This is a genomic window from Sphingosinicella soli (assembly GCF_014199685.1).
GTDB classification, from domain to species: domain Bacteria; phylum Pseudomonadota; class Alphaproteobacteria; order Sphingomonadales; family Sphingomonadaceae; genus Sphingosinicella; species Sphingosinicella soli.
Genome location: NZ_JACHNZ010000055.1, coordinates 1 through 21,121, shown reverse-complemented (window position 1 = coordinate 21,121; position 21,121 = coordinate 1). Strand labels below are relative to the sequence as shown.

15 protein-coding genes are annotated in these 21,121 nt (G+C 61.4%); 13 read left to right on the top strand and 2 right to left on the bottom strand.

The window, feature by feature from the left end; all coding sequences use genetic code 11:
- The 4 genes from GGQ98_RS16890 to GGQ98_RS16875 form a co-directional block, all read left to right on the top strand.
- The coding region (locus GGQ98_RS16890; protein WP_243451974.1) for a winged helix-turn-helix domain-containing protein at positions 1-2,143 on the top strand (2,143 nt) is incomplete at its 5' end.
- A 111-nt stretch (positions 2,144-2,254) separates the two neighbouring features.
- The gene (locus GGQ98_RS16885) at positions 2,255-3,835 is read left to right on the top strand and encodes a hydantoinase/oxoprolinase N-terminal domain-containing protein (RefSeq protein WP_184071638.1); all 1,581 of its coding nucleotides are present in this window, start codon (positions 2,255-2,257) and stop codon (positions 3,833-3,835) included.
- A gap of 18 nt (positions 3,836-3,853) precedes the next feature.
- Entirely contained in the window at positions 3,854-4,939 is a 1,086-nt protein-coding gene (locus GGQ98_RS16880; RefSeq protein ID WP_184071636.1) for an S-methyl thiohydantoin desulfurase domain-containing protein, read from the top strand.
- 2 nt (positions 4,940-4,941) lie between these two features.
- Complete coding sequence (locus tag GGQ98_RS16875; RefSeq protein WP_184071634.1) at positions 4,942-6,675, top strand: MOSC domain-containing protein; 1,734 nt, start codon at positions 4,942-4,944, stop codon at positions 6,673-6,675.
- A gap of 42 nt (positions 6,676-6,717) precedes the next feature.
- On the opposite strand, the gene GGQ98_RS16870 is transcribed toward GGQ98_RS16875, so the two are convergent.
- Together GGQ98_RS16870 and GGQ98_RS16865 are read right to left on the bottom strand one after the other, a co-directional pair.
- The gene (locus GGQ98_RS16870) at positions 6,718-6,855 is read right to left on the bottom strand and encodes a hypothetical protein (protein ID WP_184071632.1); all 138 of its coding nucleotides are present in this window, start codon (positions 6,853-6,855) and stop codon (positions 6,718-6,720) included.
- 323 nt (positions 6,856-7,178) lie between these two features.
- Positions 7,179-7,382: a hypothetical protein gene (locus GGQ98_RS16865; protein WP_184071631.1), complete on the bottom strand. Its 204-nt coding sequence runs from the start codon at positions 7,380-7,382 to the stop codon at positions 7,179-7,181.
- A 440-nt stretch (positions 7,383-7,822) separates the two neighbouring features.
- On the opposite strand from GGQ98_RS16865, the gene GGQ98_RS16860 reads away from it, so the two are divergent.
- The 9 genes from GGQ98_RS16860 (at position 7,823) to GGQ98_RS16820 (ending at position 21,060) form a co-directional block, all read left to right on the top strand.
- The gene (locus tag GGQ98_RS16860; protein WP_184071629.1) at positions 7,823-8,257 is read left to right on the top strand and encodes a Ros/MucR family transcriptional regulator; all 435 of its coding nucleotides are present in this window, start codon (positions 7,823-7,825) and stop codon (positions 8,255-8,257) included.
- A 141-nt stretch (positions 8,258-8,398) separates the two neighbouring features.
- The gene (locus tag GGQ98_RS18880) at positions 8,399-10,981 is read left to right on the top strand and encodes a winged helix-turn-helix domain-containing protein (RefSeq protein ID WP_184071627.1); all 2,583 of its coding nucleotides are present in this window, start codon (positions 8,399-8,401) and stop codon (positions 10,979-10,981) included.
- Between the two features lie 151 nt (positions 10,982-11,132).
- The gene (locus GGQ98_RS16850) at positions 11,133-12,719 is read left to right on the top strand and encodes a hydantoinase/oxoprolinase N-terminal domain-containing protein (RefSeq protein ID WP_184071625.1); all 1,587 of its coding nucleotides are present in this window, start codon (positions 11,133-11,135) and stop codon (positions 12,717-12,719) included.
- Positions 12,716-13,804, top strand: coding sequence for a DUF917 domain-containing protein (locus GGQ98_RS16845; RefSeq protein ID WP_184071623.1), 1,089 nt, complete (start codon positions 12,716-12,718; stop codon positions 13,802-13,804). The genes GGQ98_RS16850 and GGQ98_RS16845 overlap by 4 nt, the downstream gene beginning before the upstream one ends.
- The gene (locus GGQ98_RS16840) at positions 13,801-14,427 is read left to right on the top strand and encodes an MSMEG_1061 family FMN-dependent PPOX-type flavoprotein (RefSeq protein ID WP_184071621.1); all 627 of its coding nucleotides are present in this window, start codon (positions 13,801-13,803) and stop codon (positions 14,425-14,427) included. The genes GGQ98_RS16845 and GGQ98_RS16840 overlap by 4 nt, the downstream gene beginning before the upstream one ends.
- A gap of 172 nt (positions 14,428-14,599) precedes the next feature.
- On the top strand, positions 14,600-16,738 hold the full coding sequence (locus GGQ98_RS16835) for a TonB-dependent receptor (protein ID WP_184071619.1): 2,139 nt from the start codon (positions 14,600-14,602) through the stop codon (positions 16,736-16,738).
- A 19-nt stretch (positions 16,739-16,757) separates the two neighbouring features.
- The gene (locus GGQ98_RS16830; protein WP_184071617.1) at positions 16,758-17,987 is read left to right on the top strand and encodes a cytosine permease; all 1,230 of its coding nucleotides are present in this window, start codon (positions 16,758-16,760) and stop codon (positions 17,985-17,987) included.
- A gap of 167 nt (positions 17,988-18,154) precedes the next feature.
- Positions 18,155-19,963, top strand: a complete 1,809-nt coding sequence (locus GGQ98_RS16825) for an acyclic terpene utilization AtuA family protein (protein ID WP_184071615.1) — start codon at positions 18,155-18,157, stop codon at positions 19,961-19,963.
- 101 nt (positions 19,964-20,064) lie between these two features.
- Positions 20,065-21,060, top strand: a complete 996-nt coding sequence (locus GGQ98_RS16820) for a TonB-dependent receptor plug domain-containing protein (protein WP_184071613.1) — start codon at positions 20,065-20,067, stop codon at positions 21,058-21,060.
- Positions 21,061-21,121 lie beyond the last annotated feature (61 nt).

Here is a 21,121-nt window from a genome sequence, read left to right as displayed (position 1 = left end):
CGAAACTCGCGCTCAACATCAACCGATCGCCACGCCGCGGTGGGGTCCCTTTTGCACGCCGATCGGGGGTCCCTTTTGGACGCCGATTGACACGCTGCAGATGCTGCTGGCGCGCACCGAAGGCTGGCCAATGGCCGTTCAACTCGCGCGGCACTGGACAAACGGCGCGCTCATGACACCCGTCATCGCAAGTTTTTCCGGCAGTAGCGGAGACATCGCCGCCTACCTTACCGAACAAATCATGGAGGAGCTGCCGCAGCACGTGCAGCAGCTTCTGATCATGACGTCGATCACGGACGAGACAAATGGAGACCTGGCGAACGCACTTTGCGACCGGAACGATGCATGGGACATTCTCACGTCGCTCGATCAGCTTGGTGCGCTTCTCGTTCCGATTGATCCGGACCAAAGCCGGTTTCGCTTTCACGACCTTTTCGCGGACTATCTACGCACACGGCTGAAACGCCTCGGCGAGGACCAGGTTCGCACTCTGCACCGGAAGGCATCGCGTTGGTTCGGTGAACGCGACCAACTGGAAGGGGCAATGCGTCATGCGGCCCTTGCCGGTGACCACGAAGCCTCTGCGGAATGGCTTGAAAAGGCGGGCGGTGTTACCGTTGGGGTCCACAATGGCGGGCCATATTTACGGCAGTTGCTCGCGTATATTCCGGGTCCGGTCATTGCGAAGCGGCCAAGGCTGCGTGTGGCACGCGCCATTGTCTTGATGAAGGAAGGAATGGTGGCGGAGGCGGCTGCCGAGATAGCGGAAACCATGCGCCTTATCGATGCCGGGCTCGGCGATCATGCGGCCCGGAGCGATGCACTTATCGTCAGCACGAGCATCAGCGCGCAGGGCGATGACGGCCTTTCGCTTGATACGGTGAAATCTCTCGAAATGATGATCGGCGATGCCGCAGTGGCACGCCCATGGATGCAGGGTGCGCTCAACGATCTGCTGACGCTCACGCATATGAGGCGGGGCAATTTCATACTGGCGCGCGCCGCATGTCGCGAAGCGCGGTATCTCTATGACGAGGATGGCATACAGAACGGCAGGGTGTTCAGCCGGCTTCACATGGGCAGCGTCGCGCTTGGGCAGGGTCGGCTGAAGGAAGCGAGGGACGAATTGGAGTGTGCCGCGGAAATGGCCAGCGCCTATCTGGTTGCCGATGCATCAACGCTGGCCATGATCCATGTAATGCTCGCCACTGCGCTATACGAGGAAAATCAGCTTGGTCAGGCGGAAGCGATAGGGTTTTCAGCGCTCGGGGACTGTGCGCAAGGCGAAGGGTGGCTGGAGATCTATCATTCCGGCTACACGACCGCATCCGGCCTTCATATGGCGCGCGGAGATTTCGATGGCGCTTTGCGGCAATTGGAGGAGGGGCATGCTGTTGCGGAACGGCGAACGCTGCCGCTATTGAAAAGCCTGATCGCGTACCGACGACTTGAAATCCTGTCGCTTCAGAATGCCGTGGACCCGAATCTTGAGGGTGAAAGGCTTCGCGAAGAGCTGGAAAACGCCTCGCGAGCTTCGACATTTCTGGAGCGAGAGACCGCAACGATTGCGCTAAGTCGCATTGCGATTCAGCGCGGAATGGCAGCCGAAGCGGAAAGTGCGCTGCGATCGCTGCAGCATAAGGTAGAAGAGCTTGGTCGCGGAAAAGCGCTCATCAAAATTCTCATCCTTCGCGCATTCGCGGCCCGCGCAGCGGACCGAATGGATGACGCAGCGTCTGCCCTTCGCCATGCCCTGTCGCTGGCTGCGCCCGAGGGATGGAGACGGCAGTTTCTGGAGGAAGGGCCTGCCGTCATCGAGCTGCTGAACGCCGCGCTTCGCCATATCCAGATTTCGAGCCTTCCGTCTGCGTCCGTCCGATTCCTCGCGGAAGTCTTCTCAGCGCAGATCGACCCGAAAGGCCATCATTCCAGCGACCCGTCCCATATTCTTACGCCGCGCGAACGCGAGGTCATGGCCGGGCTGAGAAAACAGCAATCGAACAAGGTGATTGCGCGAGAATTCGGCGTTACGGACAATGCCGTCAAATACCATCTGAAGAACATCTACGCCAAGCTTGGCGTCAACGATCGCGAAATGGCAGTGGCCGTGGCGTTACAACACGGCCTGTTTGCTGATGAATAGGCGCGCATCCTACCCAACAATGAATCTCGCTTACCCCCTGAGCCTCGTGGTCGCTCGGGGCGCAGAGGCTATCATCTCCGGAACTGATTTTGACGGGATAGAAGTTTGAACATGCGAATTGGGGTGGACGTAGGCGGGACAAATACAGACGCTGTTTTGCTGAACGGCAAACGTATCGTTTCATCCACAAAGGCGGCAACGACTGTCGATGTGACAACAGGTATCGTTCAGGCCATTCGCGAAGTGCTCCGCAAGGCCACACTGTTACCCGGCGACGTGAAATCGGTGATGATCGGTACGACCCATTTCACCAATGCCTTCGTGGAAGGAAAACGGCTTCTCGAGGTCGGGATCATTCGCATTGCCGCGCCTGCGACCCTCAGTCTGCTGCCGCTGATCGGCTGGCCGAAGGAGCTGGGCAACGCCATCGGGCGTCATGTCTATCTGGTACCGGGCGGTTATGACTATGACGGACGTGAAATTGCGGCGTTCGATGAGGCTGCCGTTCGCGAGGCCGTTCTCGATATCCGTCGCAAGGGGCTGCGTGCCGTTGCGATCACATCCGTCTTTTCGTCGGTGAATGCAGACATGGAGACGGCAGCTGCCGCGATTGTCGGAGAATTGATGCCGGAGGCGCACGTCACGCTTTCTCACGAGATCGGCCGCGTGGGTTTGCTGGAGCGTGAAAATGCGGCGATCATGAATGCTGCGCTTTCCGACCTGTCGAGTCAGGTCATCAAGTCCTTCAGAAAAGCGCTCTCCGATCTTGGCGTCCATGCCGCGTTTTTCATCAGTCAGAATGACGGCACACTTATGGCGGCGGATGTGGTGGAGCGGTTTCCGGTTTTGACGATTGCATCCGGGCCGACGAACAGCATGCGCGGGGCGGCGTTTCTTACGGAAAAGACCGACGCAATCATTGTCGATATCGGCGGCACCACCGCTGATGTCGGCGCGCTAACCAACGGCTTTCCCCGCGAGTCATCAGTCGCGGTCAATATCGGGGGCGTGCGGACGAATTTTCGGATGCCCGACATTCTTGCCATTGGTGTCGGCGGCGGCAGTATCATACGGGAAGCCGGACCGGAAAACCGGCGGACGTCCATCGGCGGTAGGGTGACGATCGGTCCGGATTCCGTGGGCTACGAGTTGACAGAAAAGGCGCTGGTCTTCGGCGGCACATCGCTGACCCTGACCGACATTGCGGTCGCTGCCGGCGTGATTTCGATCGGCGAACCGGCCAAAGTGGCGCACCTCGACAAGGCGTTTGTCGCGGATGCGCTTGAGGAGATGCACTGCCGACTCGACGATGCCATTGATCGGATGAAAACGTCGTTCGAGTCCGTGCCCGTCATCCTGGTCGGCGGTGGCAGCGCTTTGGTGAAGCGCGCATTGGCGGGGGCATCCGAAATGGTGGTGCCCGAGAATGCGGGTGTTGCGAACGCCATCGGCGCAGCGATCGCTCAGGTCAGTGGAGAGCTGGACCGTGTTTACAACTTCGATACATGCGCGCGGGACGTAGCGCTCAGCGACGCGCGGGACATCGCGTTCGCCCGCGCGCGGGAAGCGGGGGCACGAGACAATATTCGTGTGCTGGATGTGGAGGAGGTGCCGCTCGCCTATCTTCCCGGCGGAGCAGTGCGCATTCGCGTGAAAGTGGTCGGCGATCTGCCCGTCGAACTTGGCGCGTGATGTTTGAAAGGATGATCTGTGAAGCTTGAGCTCGAAGATGTCGAGGATTTCGCCCGAGGCGCCGCGTTTCTGGGTGCAGGGGGCGGCGGCGATCCTTACATTGGCAGGTTGATGCTTGAGCAGGCCATGGCCCAGTTTGGCCCCGTGACGTTTGTGGATATCGAGGACATCGACGACGACGCGTTGCTGGTGCCGGCCGCAATGTTCGGAGCGCCCACGGTTATTGTGGAAAAGCTGCCGAACGGCAGCGAGGCTGAAAAGGCCTTGCAGGCGCTGGAAACCTTCCTCGGGCGTAAGGCGACGGCGATCATGCCCGCCGAGATCGGCGGCGTGAATGCGCTGCTTCCCGTGGTCCTCGCCTCGCGTCTCGGACTTCCTGTGGTCGACTGTGACGGCATGGGCCGTGCGTTCCCCGAACTTCAGATGGTTACGTTCAGCATATTCGGACATTCTGCATCGCCACTTGCTGTCACGGATGAGGCCGGAAACACGGTTCTGATCACAGCGCGGAATGATGCGGATGCGGAACGGCTTGCACGCCATACCGTGCTTGCGATGGGCGCATCGGCCCAGATCTGCTGCTATCCTATGAGCGGTGCCGATGTGAAGGTGTGCGGTGTGCGCGGTACGCTGACCCTGGCCTTCGAGATCGGGCGCACAATTCGTATCGCGCGGGAATCTCATAAAGATCCATTCAGCGATCTTCTGTCCTATCTCGAACGCACCGAATATTACGGAAAATGTAAGATTCTTGCAGACGGACGGATCATCGATGTCCGCCGGGAAACCCGTATGGGTTTTGCCATCGGCACGGTGAAAATTGAGCAGACTGGCGGAGGTCGCATTACGGAGGTTCAGTTCCAGAACGAGAATCTCGTCGCGCGCTCAGATGGGCAGGTGAAAGCCATCGTTCCGGACCTTATCACGGTTATGGACCGGGAGACCGCAGAGCCGATCACGACCGAGGGACTGAAGTTTGGGCAACGCGTGAAAGTGATCGGCACGAGCGCACCGCCAATCCTTCGAACACCGGAGGCCCTGAAGGTCGTGGGCCCGCGCTGTTTCGGGCTGGATGAAGACTTTTCACCTATCGAGACTCTGTAAGAATGAAACTCCTCGACATTTGCATCGGAAAGACGCGGACGCTGACCATCAACGGCCATGAGGTGAAGACCGCCTATTTGAAAGAGGCCGTTCCGGGTCCGTGGAAGATCACCGAAGGCGGGCTCGAAGGCAATGAAGTCGCCGTTCACACGGATGCCGTATATGCTTTTGCCCGCGAAGGTTACGACTTCTGGGCGGAACGGCTGGGCGTTGATCCGGCGGAATGGCAGCCTGGTGTGTTCGGCGAGAACCTGACCGTTTCCGGGCTGAACGAACAGGACTTGCGGCTTGGTGACGAGGTGGAGATCGGTGACGTCCGCCTGATCGTCGCGGGGCCGCGTATTCCATGCTTCAAGCTGACCTGGCGGCTGGGGCAGCCAGAAACCTTCATCCGGGAATTCGCATTGTCCGGAAGGACCGGCGTTTACTTCGGGGTTCTGAACGGTGGATCGGTTTCGCGTGGCGATAGCCTCAGGGTTGTCCTTTCCGATAGAAGTCAACCTACTGTGTCGGACGTCGCCCGATACGTGTTCGGCGACGACTCCGTATCGGAAGATGCGCTTCGGCATGTTCTGTCGCTGCCGTATCTCAGCCAGACGGCGGCGCTGATCCTGCGGTCCAAGCTCTACCGGATTCTGGATCTGGAGCAGACCCGAAAGGATCGTTGGCAGAACTGGCGCGAGATGCGGGTTGCGGAGATTGTCGAGGAAACCCCCGAGATAAAATCGTTCCGGCTGGAACCGGCCGACGGTGGAAACCTTGCGCCATTTCGTGCCGGCCAGTTTCTGACCGTGGGTGTGGACAGCGCCGATGGTCACGAGCTTGTACGGACCTGGAGCCTGTCAGATTATCACAAGTCGCCGGGAAGCTATCGTCTGACCATCAAGCGGGAGGCTTTGGGCAAAGCATCGCCGCTTCTTCACGACACCGCAAAGGTCGGCGACGCGCTCCGCGTACGTGCGCCCGCGGGCCGGTTTGTTCTGGACCGCAGCGGGTTCAAGCCCGTGGTCATGATCGCGGCGGGGATCGGCGTCACGCCATTCCTGGCCATGCTGAAGTCGCATCTGGAGCGGGGCGACGATGCCCCGCCGCTCTACTTTGTCCACTGCGCGCGAAATCGCGAGAGTCAGGCCTTCAGAGCGCAAATTGATGCACTTCTTGCTGAAAACAAGAACGCGAAGTTGCTGTTCGTATACAGTGCGCCCGGCGTGTCCGATGTTGCTGGCGAGGACTATCACCTTGCCGGCCGGTTCAAGCCTCAGTTTCTGTATGATCTGATGGCGGACAGCCATATCATTCACGGCGGCAAGCGCATCGATTTGCCCTGGTTCGAGAGTGATATCTACATCTGCGGTCCCGCTGCGTTTGAAAGCGAATTGAGGGCGGTGTTCATCGAACAGGGCGCGAACCCGGACCGTGTGTTCAGCGAGTCTTTCTCGGCTCCGAGCGGGGGCGGAACGGGTTCATCGGTCGATACAGCCGAAGTCGTCTTCTCCCGATCCGGCATCACCACGCGGTGGGACGCAGACTCGGGCCTTAGCCTGCTTGAACTGGCAGAAGAACATGGCCTGCTGCCTGCGAGCGGATGCCGTATGGGCATCTGTCAGGCCTGTACGTGCACGATCACCGAAGGGGCGCTGCATTACGACCCCGCTCCAAGCGCACCCGCGCCTGACGGTAGCGGCCTTCTCTGCATCGGAAGGCCGAAAACAGCACGTATCGTAATTGACGTTTAGCAAGGCCAGTGGTCGGGGGCAGCCCCCTCTAACGGGCTCGGATTACAACTCGTCAAACGCCGTTTCGAGTAGACGCAGCCGGGCGGTCATGCTGGCCACGATGCTGTCATGCACCTCTTGCGCGAAATCCTCCAGCATGAGGGACAGCACCTTGTCCGGCACATCCTCGACATAGGGCACTCCTGAATCGCAGTATGCTAAAATCACATAAAAATGCAATATGTGATTTTGAACATAAAGTTACTATATGCGATTTCCGACATAAGAATGCTTTATGCAAATTTCCGCATAAGTTATCGCGGTCGCCTCAAACGTCTCTTCACTGCGGGCGATCGGAAATTCTTAAGCTCTGCTCCATCACCTGCCTAATAAAGAAGGCGTTGAACTCCCGTCCGGCGTTGATTTGGAAGGCATAACTTGCTCCCTTCAAAGCCTGAGCGATGCCCTGTGAGAAGATCCGAACCGTTACAGCGGATTCGAAATAGGGGTCACGAGCGCCCCCTTCAATCTGATTTCGGCGTGACCCAGACTTCGACGGGGGCGATGAACTTGCCCGGTGCGGGCTTGCCGACATGCACGCGGTCTGCGGTGACGCGCTCCCCGGTTTCGAGGTTGAACGTGACCCACGGCTTGGGCATCCGGCCGAAGGTCATCTTCTGGATGGGCTGGCCCGTGGCCGTGTTCATGATGGTTGCGATGATTGCCATGCCGCGCCGATAGCGGGCAGGCTCTTACCTTGTCCAGCAAGGAACCGACATTTCCAGGTCAGACCGACCGGCGGGATAGGGCAGGTCTCTCGCAAGCGGCTGTCAGCTTCCCCTTGGCCGGGTCATGACGTCCAGAATTGGCGCGTGCGTCAAGAGTGCCAAAGCAGGGCCTGAATGACGAAGAGTCTGGTTGGGAAGCATATGAACGCCGGTGAATACCGATTGATTTCTATTAACGAAAAGATGTTTTTGGGAACGTCCCCGGATTTACCGTCTCCGGCCATCCTGGATGAAAAACACCGGCACGAATCACTTTGCGTCAAAAGTACAACATTGTGAAACGAGTGGACGTTTCAGCAATTCCACGTTCATGCGCGTTGGTGTAGGGCTGTGTCCAAGTCCGGCAATACAGCAGGACGCAAAAAACAGGGTCTTCTCTCATGACGGATCAGAATACGGCGCATCAGGACTTTCTGGCGCTCACCGCCGACATCGTCTCATCGCATGTCACCAACAACACGGTCGCGGTCTCCGACCTCCCGATCCTCATTCAGAACGTCTATGCCGCGCTCGCGAACCTCGGCGGCGTGGTTGAAGCGGAAAAGCCCAGGCAGGAACCTGCGGTGTCTGTCCGTTCGTCGATAAAGCCGGACTTCATCACCTGTCTTGAAGACGGCAAGAAGCTGAAGATGCTGAAACGGCATCTGATGGTGCACTTCAACCTGACGCCGGACCAGTACCGCGCGAAGTGGAACCTTCCCGCCGATTACCCGATGGTCGCACCGAACTACGCGCTGCAGCGCCAGGAGCTGGCGAAGAAGATCGGGCTCGGCACCAAGCGCACCGGTTCGGGCCGAGGCAAGAAGAAAGCCTGAGTATCGTCACGCGCGAACGCGCGTCCGTTCAATATTGAAAGTGGCCCGTTCCTGTGCCAGCACGGCTGCATGGACGGGCTGTTTCCCCATAAGTTGTTACCACCACACCTCCGCTCCGATCTTATCGAACGGTCCAAACTCGTGGCAGTCTTCGATGGGGAGCCGGTTCGTCTGAGCGTCCTCAATGCCGGCGGCGGTTATGGGAAGACGACGCTTCTGGCGCAGGCGCGTGAACGGCTGCTCGCGAAGGGGCAGATGGTCATATGGCTCTGTTTGGACAGGTACGACCTTCATCCCGTCTCCGTGCTGCTTCACCTCCGCTATGCCCTGTCCAATGCGGTCGAAGGCCATGGAAAGCCCCCGGGCACTGAGATTCGCGGCGCTGTTTCAGACGCGCTTGCCGGCTTTGTTCGGGATATGGCCCCGCTCGGACCCATCGTATTCATTCTGGATGATTTCCATCTGGCGGGCCGCGAAGTTCACCAGATGTTTGCGAGACTTTTCACGGCGGCTCCCGAAAACGCGCGCTTTCTGGTCGCGACACGCCAGCGAGGGCTGATCCCGTTGACGGCTCTGAAGGCAGCAGGCGCCGTGATGGAAATCGACCAGGACGCGCTCCGCCTTACGGCCGGCGAGATCGACAGCCTTGTCGGCTCGCTTGTTTCGAAAGACGCGGTGGCTGCGCTCCACGAGCGTACCGAAGGCTGGCCCGTGGCCGTCCAGCTCGCCCGTATGTGGATCGAAGGGCGGTCGGATGCCGATAGCCGTATCCTTGAATTCTCCGGTGCGGCGGGCGACGTTTCGGACTATCTGACCGAACAGATCATCGACGAAATTCCTGCGGACATCGCCGACTTCCTCGTTTCGACCTCGATCGTCGACGAGGTCAACGGCGATCTGGCGCAGGAACTGACCGGGCGGGACGACAGCTGGGCGCTGCTGCCCGAGCTTGGACGATCCTCGGCCGTCATCACGCCGGTTGAAACCAGCGTCGGCTGGTTTCGCTATCATGCCCTTTTTCGCGATCACCTTGCCGCCCGGCTACAACTGCGCGGGGAACAGGCCATACGATCGCTGCATCGAAGCGCCGCCAAATGGTATGCGGGGCAGGGGCGGCTGGTCGACGCGGTATCTCACATGTGCCGGGCTGGAGATGCGGACGCGGCCTGCGATATGATCGAGAAGGCCGACGGCATTTGGATCGCGGTTCGGCACGGTGCTCCGATGTTGAAGGCGCTGCTCGACAATCTGACATGCGAACAGATTGACGCCCGCCCACGCCTCCGCGCGGCCCGCGCGCACATCTGGCTGAAATCCGGACGCTATGATGATGCGGGGCTGGAAATGGCGGCGCTACGGGCAGTGCCGCGCGATGCACTGGACGACCCGCTCGCGTTTGCGCGCGATCTCGCCGCCGTGCAGCTCAGCCTTGTCGAGCAGGGTGATGCCGGAATGCTTCGCGACGATGTCGAAGCATTGTCGTCCGTCACGGGTGACGACCGCTGGATGGAGGCGCCGTGCGCGGAAATGCTCTGCGTGTCGATGATCCGCGAAGGCAATGTCCATGCCGCGATCGATGCCGGTGAACGCGCGGTCCGGCTCTACGAGGATTTCGACTCGATCAACGGCCGCATCTTCGCGCGCCTGCATCTTGGGCTTGCCTATCTGGCCGCCGCTCAGTTGGCGCAGGCCGGTACGGTGTTGTCGGAGGCCCGCAAACTGGCCGGCGCAAGCCTGTCGAGCGACCGCTCAGCCGTCGCCATGATCGATGTCCTCTACGGGGCATGGCTTTACGAAACAGGCGACGACGACGCGGCCGCCCAGCGCATCAGCGCCGCGCTCGACGCGATCGAGCAGGGCGAATGCTGGCTCGAAATCTATCATCATGCCTATGCCGTCCTCTTGCAGATATTCCGGGTGCGGGGCGATTTGGTCTCCGGGCGCAGTGTGCTGGAACGGGCTGCCCGCACGGGGCATGATCGAAAACTGGCCAGGCTTACGCGCATCGTCGGCGATTTGCGTGTGGAGATGGCCCTGCCGGAAGACGAGACGCTAACGGCGTTTTCGACGCACCCGACATTTTGTCGAGAGGCTTCTGCCGAATTGACTCTGCTCGAGCGTGAAATCCGTGCGGCCGCGCGCGCGTATGTCGCGCTGGAAAACGGCGCGCCCGAAGCGGTGAGGGAACTCGTCGACGGAGAGATCGATACGTGCGCGCGCATGGGGCGGAGACGTTCGGTGATAAAGCTCCTGATGCTGAAGGCGCTGGCGCTGGACAGACTTGGGCTTGAAGACGAATCTGCGGCGGCGCTCCACCGGGCCATTCACCTTGCTGCGGACGAGCACGCCTACCGGCCGTTCGTGGAGGCCGGGGAACAGGCGGGAAGTCTCGTCCAGAAAGCCATGCGCTGGTTCCGGGCCGTCAATCTGACATCGTCCGAGGTTGCCCTGATGGCGAAGATCGTGCGGTCTACGACGCGCCGTGACGACGAGGCTGCGGCCGTGCACGGTAACGCAAGCCTGCTCGTCGGCCGGGAAGCCGAGGTTCTTGCCGGTCTCGGTGAAGGCCTTTCCAACAAGCATATCGCGCGTAGGCTGGGCCTCGGCGAGGACGCGATCAAATATCACGTCAAGAAGCTGTTCGCGAAGCTCGGGGTGAGCGATCGCGCCATGGCGGTTGTGGTCGCACGTCAGCAGGGGCTGATCTCGGGTATCGAAGGCTAAAGCGTCGTGCGGAAAAGTGGGAACCGGTTTTCCGCAGCAAACGATGCTCTAGACGCGACTACCCGCCAAGCCTTCCATTCTTACACTTCGCGCCTGCGTACGGCCTCCCTCATTCCCTTTAAGATTCCGGAAAATCAGCTCCGGGGATGGTATGCGCGTAGGGATAGACGTCGGCGGAACGAATACCGATGCCGTGTTGATGAGCGGTCGGCAGGTGGTTGCTGCGACCAAGGCTCCGACCAGCCGCGACGTCGTCACCGGTGTCGTCGCCGCCGTCAGAACCATATTGAACGACAGCGGCGTTGCCGCCGACCGGATCACCGGCGTCATGATCGGCACGACGCATTTCACGAACGCGCTGGTGCAGGGTCTCTCGCTCGAACGGGTCGGCGTGCTTCGTATCGCCGAACCGGCCGGGTGCTGCCTGCCGCCGTTCGTCGGCTGGCCGAGCGCGCTTCGCGACATCATCCGGGGAGGCGTGGCCGGGCTGCGCGGCGGCTACAACGTCGATGGGCGCCCCATCGCGGCGTTCGATGAAGATGCAGCTCATGCGGCCATCGCGTCCTTCGCCGCCGAAGGTCTCCGGTCTGTAGCGATCTCCTGTATTTTCTCGCCGCTTCGCGACGATATGGAGCGCCGATGCGCCGCGATCGTGGAGCAGATCATGCCGGGCGCCAGTGTCAGCCTTTCCTCGGAAATCGGGCGCATTGGCTTTCTCGAACGAGAAAACGCGACGATCCTCAATGCCGCCCTGCGTACCTTGTCGGTGTCCGTTACCTGGGCCTTTCGCGAAGCGCTTCGGGAGCTTGGGATCGCAACGCCTTTCTATGTAAGCCAGAACGACGGAACCCCCCTCGATATCGGGCAGGTGGAGAGGTTTCCGGTGTTCACCGTTGCTTCCGGGCCGACAAACAGCATGCGCGGCGCATCGTTTCTGACGGGGCGGGAGGACGCCATTGTCGTGGATATCGGGGGGACCACGTCGGATGTCGGTGCGATCAAGGCCGGGTTTCCCCGTGAGTCCGCAGTTTCGGTCGATATCGGCGGCGTGAAGACCAACTTCCGAATGCCCGATGTACTGGCGATCGGCGTGGGCGGCGGAAGCCGCGTGCGAAGGGTCGCCGACAATCCTGCGGGATGTTCGATCGGCGGCGTTGTATCGATCGGCCCCGACTCCGTGGGCTTCGAGCTGTCGACGCGCGCGCTCGTCTTCGGCGGCGAGGACATGACGCTGACCGATCTTGCTGTCGCGGACGGTCGGCTCGCTGTTGGGGACGCCGGCCGCGTGGCGCATCTCGACAGAGGCTTCGTCGCGGCCGGCCTGGAGGAATTCAGGCTGCGCATCGAAGATGCCGTCGAACGGGTCAAGACCTCGCCCGAGCCCGTGCCCGTGATCCTCGTCGGTGGCGGCGGCGCGATATTCAGGGGCGGCATCAAGGGCGCATCGGAAATTCTGATGCCTACAAATGCGGCCGTCGCCAACGCCATCGGCGCCGCCATCGCGCAGATCGGCGGCGAATATGAAAAGGTCTGCTCCTACGACGCCGAGGGGCGGGAGGCGGCGATCGCCGCCGTCAGATCGGAAGCGTGCAAAAGGGCGCGGGATGCGGGCGCCGGGGGTGAACTTGATGTTCTGGAAATCGAGGAGGTGCCGCTGTCCTACCTGCCGGGGCGCACTGTGCGTGTCCGCGTGAAGGTGGTGAGCCGGCTCGATGACCGGATGGCGGAGGCGGTATGAAGCGGATCGATATCGCGGATGTCGCGGACATCGCGACGGGAGCGGCGCTGCTGGGCGCGGGCGGCGGCGGAGATCCGTATATCGGCCGGTTGATGGTCGAGGAAGCGATCCGCGCCTTTGGGCCGGTACAGCTCGTCGATGTGGATTCCGTGCCGGATGAAGCCCTGATCGTACCGACCGCCATGATGGGCGCTCCATCCGTCATGGTCGAAAAACTCCCGAACGGCGCTGAAGCCGAAATCGCCCTCGAAGCCGTCGAAACCGCCGTCGGCAAGCGCGCGCATGCGATCATCGCCCCGGAAATCGGAGGGCTGAACGCGATGCTGCCGATCGTGCTCGCGGCGCGGCGCGGGCTGCCGCTTGTTGATGGCGACGGCATGGGCAGGGCGTTTCCCGAACTGCCGATGGTGACGTTCAATATCTTCGGCCAAAGCATATCGCCGCTCGCGATCAGCGACGAACTGGGCAACTGCGTGACAGTTCGGACAGTGGATGTAGACTCGGCCGAGCGTCTGGGGCGGCAAATCGTCGTGGCGATGGGCGCGGCCGCGCAGATCTGCTGCTATCCGATGACCGGCGCGGAAGCGAAGCGATCGGCAGTGCGCGGCACGGTTCGTCTTGCATGGGAAATCGGGCGGTTGCTGCGCGTCGCGCGCGAGCAGATGGCCGATCCCTTCGAGGCGCTTCTGACCTATCTGCCGACGACCGATTACTACAAGCATTGTCGATCACTGTTCGATGGCCGCATCGTGGACCTTCGGCGAGAGATCGCGCAGGGCTTCACGGTGGGCACGGTCGAGATCGAAAATACCGCGCAGGCACGCATCAGCATTCAGTTTCGCAACGAGTATCTGGTCGCGCGGCAGGCCGGCAAGGCGATTGTGATCGTCCCGGATCTCATCGCCATCCTGGATAGCGAAACCGCATCGCCGATCACGGCCGAAGCTCTGAAATACGGTCAGCGCGTGCGGGTCATCGGGATCAGCGCGCCGCCGATCCTCCGCAGCGAAGCCGCGCTTCGCGTCGTGGGGCCGCAGGCGTTCGGTTTCACCGATCCGTTTCAGCCGATCGAGGAGATGGCATGATGGACGACCCGCATCGCATTGCATCGGTGGCCGATCTCGAAGCGCTTTATGCCCCGCCGTCGGAGATCATACTGAAAACGAAATTCGACTTTCTGGACGATCACGCCATCGCCATGATCCGCAAGACGCCGATCTGCTTTCTGGCGTCGGTCGGCGGCACGGGCGCGGACATCTCGCCGCGCGGCGGCGAGCAGGGTTTCGTGCACGTCATCGACCGCAAGAGTTTCGCAATTCCGGACTGGCCGGGCAACAACAAGCTCGAAACCATGCACAACCTGCTGGAAGATCCGCGCTGCGGCGTCGTCTTCCTCTTGCCCGGCCATGATCTTTTCCTGCGCGTGAACGGCACCGCGATGCTGACGCGCGATCCCGCCCTGCTGGATGCGCTCGTCGAGTTCAACCGCCCGCCGAAGCTGGCGATCCGGGTTCACGTCGACGAGGTCTATTTTCACTGCGGCAAGGCGATAAAGCGCTCGCGCATCTGGGAGCCGGACAGCTGGCCCGCGCGCGATGCCATTGCGAAGATCGGTCGCATGATGGCGGATCAGGCGAAACTGGCCGACGCCGACGAGGACGAACTCGATGCGGCCTACCGGCGCGGCATCGAGGAAGATTTGTACTGAAGGCCGGAAAGGGCGCCCGACTACCCGCCTGGACGGTCGGATTTACTCTAACGGTCGATTTGCGTGGGCGCGGCCTGCGATATGATGGCGCCATAGGCACAGTTGAAGGCCGAGCGGCGCAGCAGGGGAGTTGCGCTGAACGCGAGAGTGTATCTCAAGGACGGGGGGTAAGATGATGTCTATTCGTGGGTTCCTGTTGATTTCGGCCGCAGCTGCCGGCGTTTCGGTTCCCGCCCTCGCCCAGCAGGCCGGGGGCGGCGCAACAGAGGCGGAAATCACCGTCACCGCCCGGCGGCAAGCGGATCTCCTGATCGATGTGCCGGACTCGATCACGGTCATCAGCGAGCAAACACTGGTGAACACCGGGGTCTTCCGGATGGAGGACATCGTCCAGTCGGTTCCCAACGTGGTCGCCATGCAGGGTATCAAGCCGGGTTTCATCACACTGACGGCGCGCGGCATTTCAACCACGCAGGAAAATGAAGCGCCGATCGCCGTCATGGTGGACGGCGTCGTCACGCCCGCGCTCGATTTCATCAATCAGGACTTCTACGATCTGAAGCAGGTCGAGGTTCTGCGTGGACCCCAGGGTTCTCTTTACGGCGCCAACGCGATTGCAGGTGCGATCAACATCACCACGAAAGCGCCCACGAACGAGCTGGAAGGCAAGCTGAAACTTGCCTACGGGAACGGCGACTACAAGGCCGTCAATGCCGTACTGTCCGGGCCTATCGTGGAAGACCGTATCTTCTTCCGCGTTTCCGGCGGCTACCGCGACGAGGATGGAACGCTCCGCAATGTTTTCGACGACAGCACGGTCGATTTCTATCGGGAACTTGCCCTTCGCGGCCAGCTTGAATTCCGGCCGACCGAAACGCTGACCATCGACGTGCGCGGCACCTATGTCGACACGCATGCGGGCGCGATCTTCAACGAACTTACGCAGATGGCGGTGCCGTCGCAGATCAACGACTTCGACACCATCCGCCTCGACTATAATACTGTAGGCATCGATGATCGCGAACTGGGCTTCGGTTCGGTGAAGATCGCATGGGAAGCGCCCTGGGGCGGCACGCTGACGTCGGTCACGAGTCTCGGCAGAACCGTCGATGACGTCGTTGGTGAAGGAGACTGGCTGCCGACCGTGGACCCGCATCTGGAGTTTCCGGAAGTGCCGCCCGAATTCTACGATCTCCTCCAGGACTGGAAGGTCACGACGCGGGCGTGGAACCAGGAGCTCCGTTACGCCGGAGAGATCGGCGACTGGCTCACCTATCAGGTCGGCACCTTCTATCAGGAACGCAAGCGGCGGGCCGAGCTTCTCTACGGTATCGCTGAAGATCGCGTCATCAACACCGTGTTTCTGGAACAGGACGGCACGAGCCGGAGCAAATTGTTTGCGGTGTTCGGCCAGGCCGACGCGAATCTCTCCGACAAGCTCATGCTCACGCTTGGGCTGCGCTACGACAGCGACAAGCGCTCGTACCGCTCGGCGATCCCCCTGGAGGCCGGCGGACCGATGCCGATTTCCGATACGTTCAAGAAGCTCCAGCCGAAGGCATCGCTGGCCTATCAATGGTCCGACCAGTTCACCACCTATGCCACGGTGGCGCGCGGGTTCAGGAGCGGCGGCTTCAACGACTCCGATGCCGTGATCATGGGTACGCTCTACCCGCGCCGCTATGAGTCGGAGGTTCTGGACAGCTACGAAGCCGGTTTCAAAGCCAGTCTTGCCGATGGCCGGGTCTCGATTGCCGGGGCGGTCTATCATTCGGATTTTTCGAACCCGCAATTCTTCTTTCCGACAATCCAGGGCCAGATCCTGACCAATTTCGACAGCGCGAAAGTGGACGGCGCCGAGCTTGAATTCACCGGCCGTGTTGTCACGGGTCTTACCGTGAGCGCGGCGTACGGCGTCAGCATCGCGGAAATCCAGGCGGCGGACGAGACGGGCGCGTTCAAGGGAAACCGCCTGCCGAGGGTGAACAGCTACACGCTGAACGCGGGTATCGAATACAGCGCGCCGATCGCCGGAGATATCGAGCTTCTGGCCCGCGCCGACTACGAACGTCGCGGCCCGATGTACTGGGATGTCGGGAACACGCTGCGAACCGGCGAGAAGGATTATCTGAACCTGCGCCTCGGTCTCAAGACGGAGAGCTGGTCGATTGTCGCTTTCGGCCGCAACGTCACCAATACGCGCCAGCCTGTGGAAGTGATTCAGGACTTCCCTCCTATCGGCCTCGGTGCCAATGTCCGTCGTCCGAACCTGAAACGGCGATATGGCATTGAGCTCTCGTACATGTTCTGATGAGGTCGGGAGCGAACTGATGCCGACAGAGGAAGCAGGCGGGATATCGGCCGATCGGCGGGTGCATGGCTTTCGGATCCTGATGATCCTCATGTCCAGCCTGGTGACGCTGCCCGCTTTCGTGATGGGCGCGCAGTTCGCCGGGCAGATGCCGCTAGCCGATACCATCGCGGCCTGCTTCCTGGGCGGCGGTGTCCTTGCCATCGTGGCGGCCTTTGCATCGGTCGCCGGCGCACGCTCCGGTCTTTCGAGCTACGAGCTTGTGCTCCAGGCGTTCGGCACGACCGGCGGCAGGGTCGTCAACAGCGTCCTGGGTTTCGTCATGCTGGGCTGGTTCGGCGTCATCCTGATGATGTTCGGCGACGCCGCCGTCGCTGCGCTCGCGGAAACAGGGGAGGCTGTCCCGTATATGGGCATACTTCTCGCAGGCGCGGTTCTCATGATCGCGACCACCGCGATAGGCTTTCGGGCGCTCGACATTTTTTCGCAGATACTCACGCCCTTCAAGGTGGGGCTCCTTGTCTGGACGGTCGTGGCGGCGGTCATTGCCTATGGCTGGCCCGAGATGCGCGGCCCGACCGGCCCGGCGGCGCTGACGGTCGGTCAGGGCGGATCGATGCTGGCGGGCGGTGTGATCGTCGGGGCACTGCTCACGCCCGACATCTGCCGTTTCGCGCGGAACAGCACGCATGCCGCCGCCAGCGCGGCGGTCGGCTTCGGCATCGGCTTGCCGCTGGTGCTGATCGCCGCGGCGATACCGGCGCTGCTGACGGGAGAGGCTGATCTCGTAAGGATCATGCTGGGCCTTGGCCTCGGCATGTTTGCGATCCTGATCGTGATCGCTGCGGCGTGGCTCAACAACACCTACAACCTCTACGCGACATCACTTGTCTTCCATACGTTGGTGCCCGGGGTGTCGCGGCCCTGGTTGACCGTTCTTGCCGGGGTTGTGGGCACGCTTGCGGGCCTCGCGGGCCTCGCTTCCTATCTTGTTCCCTTTCTGCATGTTCTGAGCGTGGCGATACCGCCCATCGGGGGCGTGTACATCGTCCATGCTTATCTTTTCCCGTCGCGGACAGAGCACGTTCCTCCGACCTGGCGGCCGACTGCGTTTCTGTGCTGGCTGGCGGGTGTACTGGTCGCGGCCATGCAGGCGCCGCTTGGCTTCGAGCTCAGCGGGGTGAGCGCACTGGATTCTCTTTGCGTGTCGGCATTGGCCTATTTCGGGGTCAGGAGAAGACCGTCCTGAGGAACGCCGCAGCGTAGCCATTCTGCACAAGACCGTCGCGATCCACCGGGTCCAGAACGTGATCGAACGTGTTCAGAAAGCGAAACAGCCTTGTTTACCGAAAACCGCAGGTCCGCGCCGACCTTGAGAAGTCCCTGCAAACTTTACGTCTTCGGAAAACTCTGAGCGTGGCCGACAAGATCGTCAAGATCGGCGGAGCCTCGGGCTTCTGGGGCGACAGTATGGTAGGCGCTCCCCAGTTGGTGGCCTCCGGGATGATCGACTATCTGGTCTTCGACTATCTGGCGGAAACCACGATGGCCATTCTGGCCGCAGCGCGCGCGAAGACGCCGGAGATGGGCTATGCGACCGACTTCGTCGACACCGCGATGCGCCAGGTGCTTCCGGAGACGATGCGGCGCGGCATCAAGGTCATCGCGAACGCAGGAGGAATCAACCCGCAGGGGTGCGCCGACGCTTTGCAGACGCTCGCCGCCTCGATGAACCTGTCGCCGCGCATCGCCGTCGTGGAGGGGGATGACGTGAGCGGCCTTATGGCGACGCTGCGGGAAGAGGGCATACGCGACATGTTTACCGGCGAAGCGCTGCCGCCGCGTGTACTGAGCGCCAATGCCTACCTGGGTGCGTTCCCGGTGGCGCGCGCGCTGGCGGCCGGCGCCGACATCGTGATCACGGGGCGAGGCGTGGACAGCGCGGTGACGCTGGGCGCGCTGATCCACGAATTCGGATGGACGCCCGAGGATCATGATCGCCTGGCCGGCGGCAGTCTGGCGGGTCATATCATCGAGTGCGGTTGCCAGGCCACCGGCGGCCTGTTCACGGACTGGCAGCGCGTTCCCGATTGGGCTCGCATCGGCTATCCCATTATCGCGTGCGCCGATGACGGCAGCTTCGAGCTGACCAAGCCTGCGGGCACGGGCGGACTGATCGATCGCGCCTGCGTGATAGAACAAATGCTCTATGAGATCGGCGATCCCGGTGCATACCTTCTCCCGGACGTCAGCTGTGACTTCCGCAGCGTTACCGTTGAGCAGGTGTCGTCGGAGCGGGTGCGCGTTCGCGGCGCGCAGGGACGCGCCCCCACCGCCACATACAAGGTGTCCGCCACGCAGCTCGACGGCTATCGCTGCGCGGGGACGACCGCGATCGTTGGCATCGACGCCCATGCAAAGGCGCGGCGCACCGGAGAAGCAATCATCGCGCGCACGCGGGGCATTTTTCAGCAGATCGGCCTGCCCGACTACACCAGCGTGCAGATCGAGCTGTTCGGCTGCGAGTCGCTTTATGGAGCGAACGCGCGCACTCAGGCCGCTCGTGAAGTGATGGTCCGCGTGGTGGTCGATCACGCGGACAGAAAGGCGCTGGAAATCTTCGCCCGCGAGATCTCGCCCGCAGGCACGTCCTGGTCGCCGGGCACGACGATGCCTGCCGGCGGGCGGTCTTCGCCGTCTCCGCTCATCAAGCCAATGTCCTTCCTGCTCGACAAAGCCCGCGTTCCGGTCAGGGTTCGTTTGGACGGCACCACGATCGAGATTGACGCTCCAGCCGCGGCCGGCGCAGACGCTCGCGGCGAACCTCAGGCCGCGCCGCCGGTCAGTCCCGCGTCGTGGATCGACCCGGTCGGCGAGCCACAGGTAGAAATCCCGCTTGTACGTCTCGCGTGGGCGCGTAGCGGCGATAAGGGGAACATCTCCAACATCGGCGTCATCGCGCGCCGGCCGGAATGGCTTTCGCTCTTGTGGGCGCGACTGACGACGGAGACCGTTAGGGCCTATTTCGCCCATATGGTGCAAGGCCCTGTCGAACGCTTCTACCTGCCAGGCACGGCGTCGCTGAATCTGCTGATGCACGACGCCCTTTCCGGCGGAGGCCCTGCTTCGGCACGGTTTGATCCACTCGGCAAGGGGAATGCGCAGATCCTTCTTGATATGCCCATTCGTGTTCCCGCCTCGTTGGCGACACAGATTAGCCAATAATCGCAAGCCACCCCGCCAAGTCGACCGTATGCCTTCCATTCAGAAGTAACGGGCAGTCGTCCATCGTGGATGCAAGATGCCGAGCTTAGGGGAGGAAATAGATGATCCGGGATATCAAGAGCATCGGTTTGCTGACCACGTCGGCTTTGGCGCTGACGATCACGTCGCACGCCAGTGCTCAGGAAACACCGCCACCTGCGGCCAGAGCGACGACTCATATTGATGAAATCGTCGTTACCGCGCAGCGCCGCGCCGAAAACAAACAGGATGTTCCCGTAACCATCACTGTGCTTGATGGCGCAACGCTTGAAAAAGCCCGTGTTCAGGGCGCTCAGGATATCGCTTTGCGCACACCGGGCTTCGGCTTCGATGCTTGGCCGGCCAGCGAGCCACGTCTTGCGGTTCGGGGTATCGGAACGACTGCGCGCGGCGCAGGCGGGGACCCCAGCACAGCGGTGTTCTTTGACGAGATTTACGCAGGTCGCCCTGCCGCTATTACCTTTGAAACCTATGACCTTCAGCGCATCGAGGTGCTGAAGGGCCCGCAAGGTACGCTCTTTGGGCGTAACGTGACCGGCGGTGCGGTGAGCGTTGTTTCAAATCCCGCAGATTTGGGCGGTTTCGATGCATCGCTTGAAGGCAGCTATGGCAATTTCAACCGCACTGACCTTCAAGGTTTCGTGAACGTCCCGTTATCCGATAAGGCAGCCTTCCGCGCGACTGGTACGTGGCACCGCCATGACGGCTATGTAACCCGCGTCGTGGATGGCGTCAAAGGCGGCAAGTTGGACGATCAAAACGCGAAATACGGCCGCTTTCAATTCTATGCGGAACCGTCGACCAATTTCCGCGTCGATTTGAAGGCCGACGTTTCCAGGGATCGCGCCAATGGTCCTGGTTTCCGCGCTATCGACGACTTCGGTGTCGGCGGCCTGAGCGGTCGTTACATCTTGCAGGATGATCGTTCCGAAAATGGTTCGACCTTTGATGGTGTGCAGAATCGTGATGCGTGGGGCGTGCGCGGCAAGCTGGAATGGGATTTGCCAGTCGCTACGCTGAGCTATCTAGCCCCTCTTATTCACCGGGCCGCTGCGTGATGGCGTGATCCTGGGCGGAGGCGGCAGGCGGAGATGGCAAGGGCGAGTTGCGCCGTGGCGA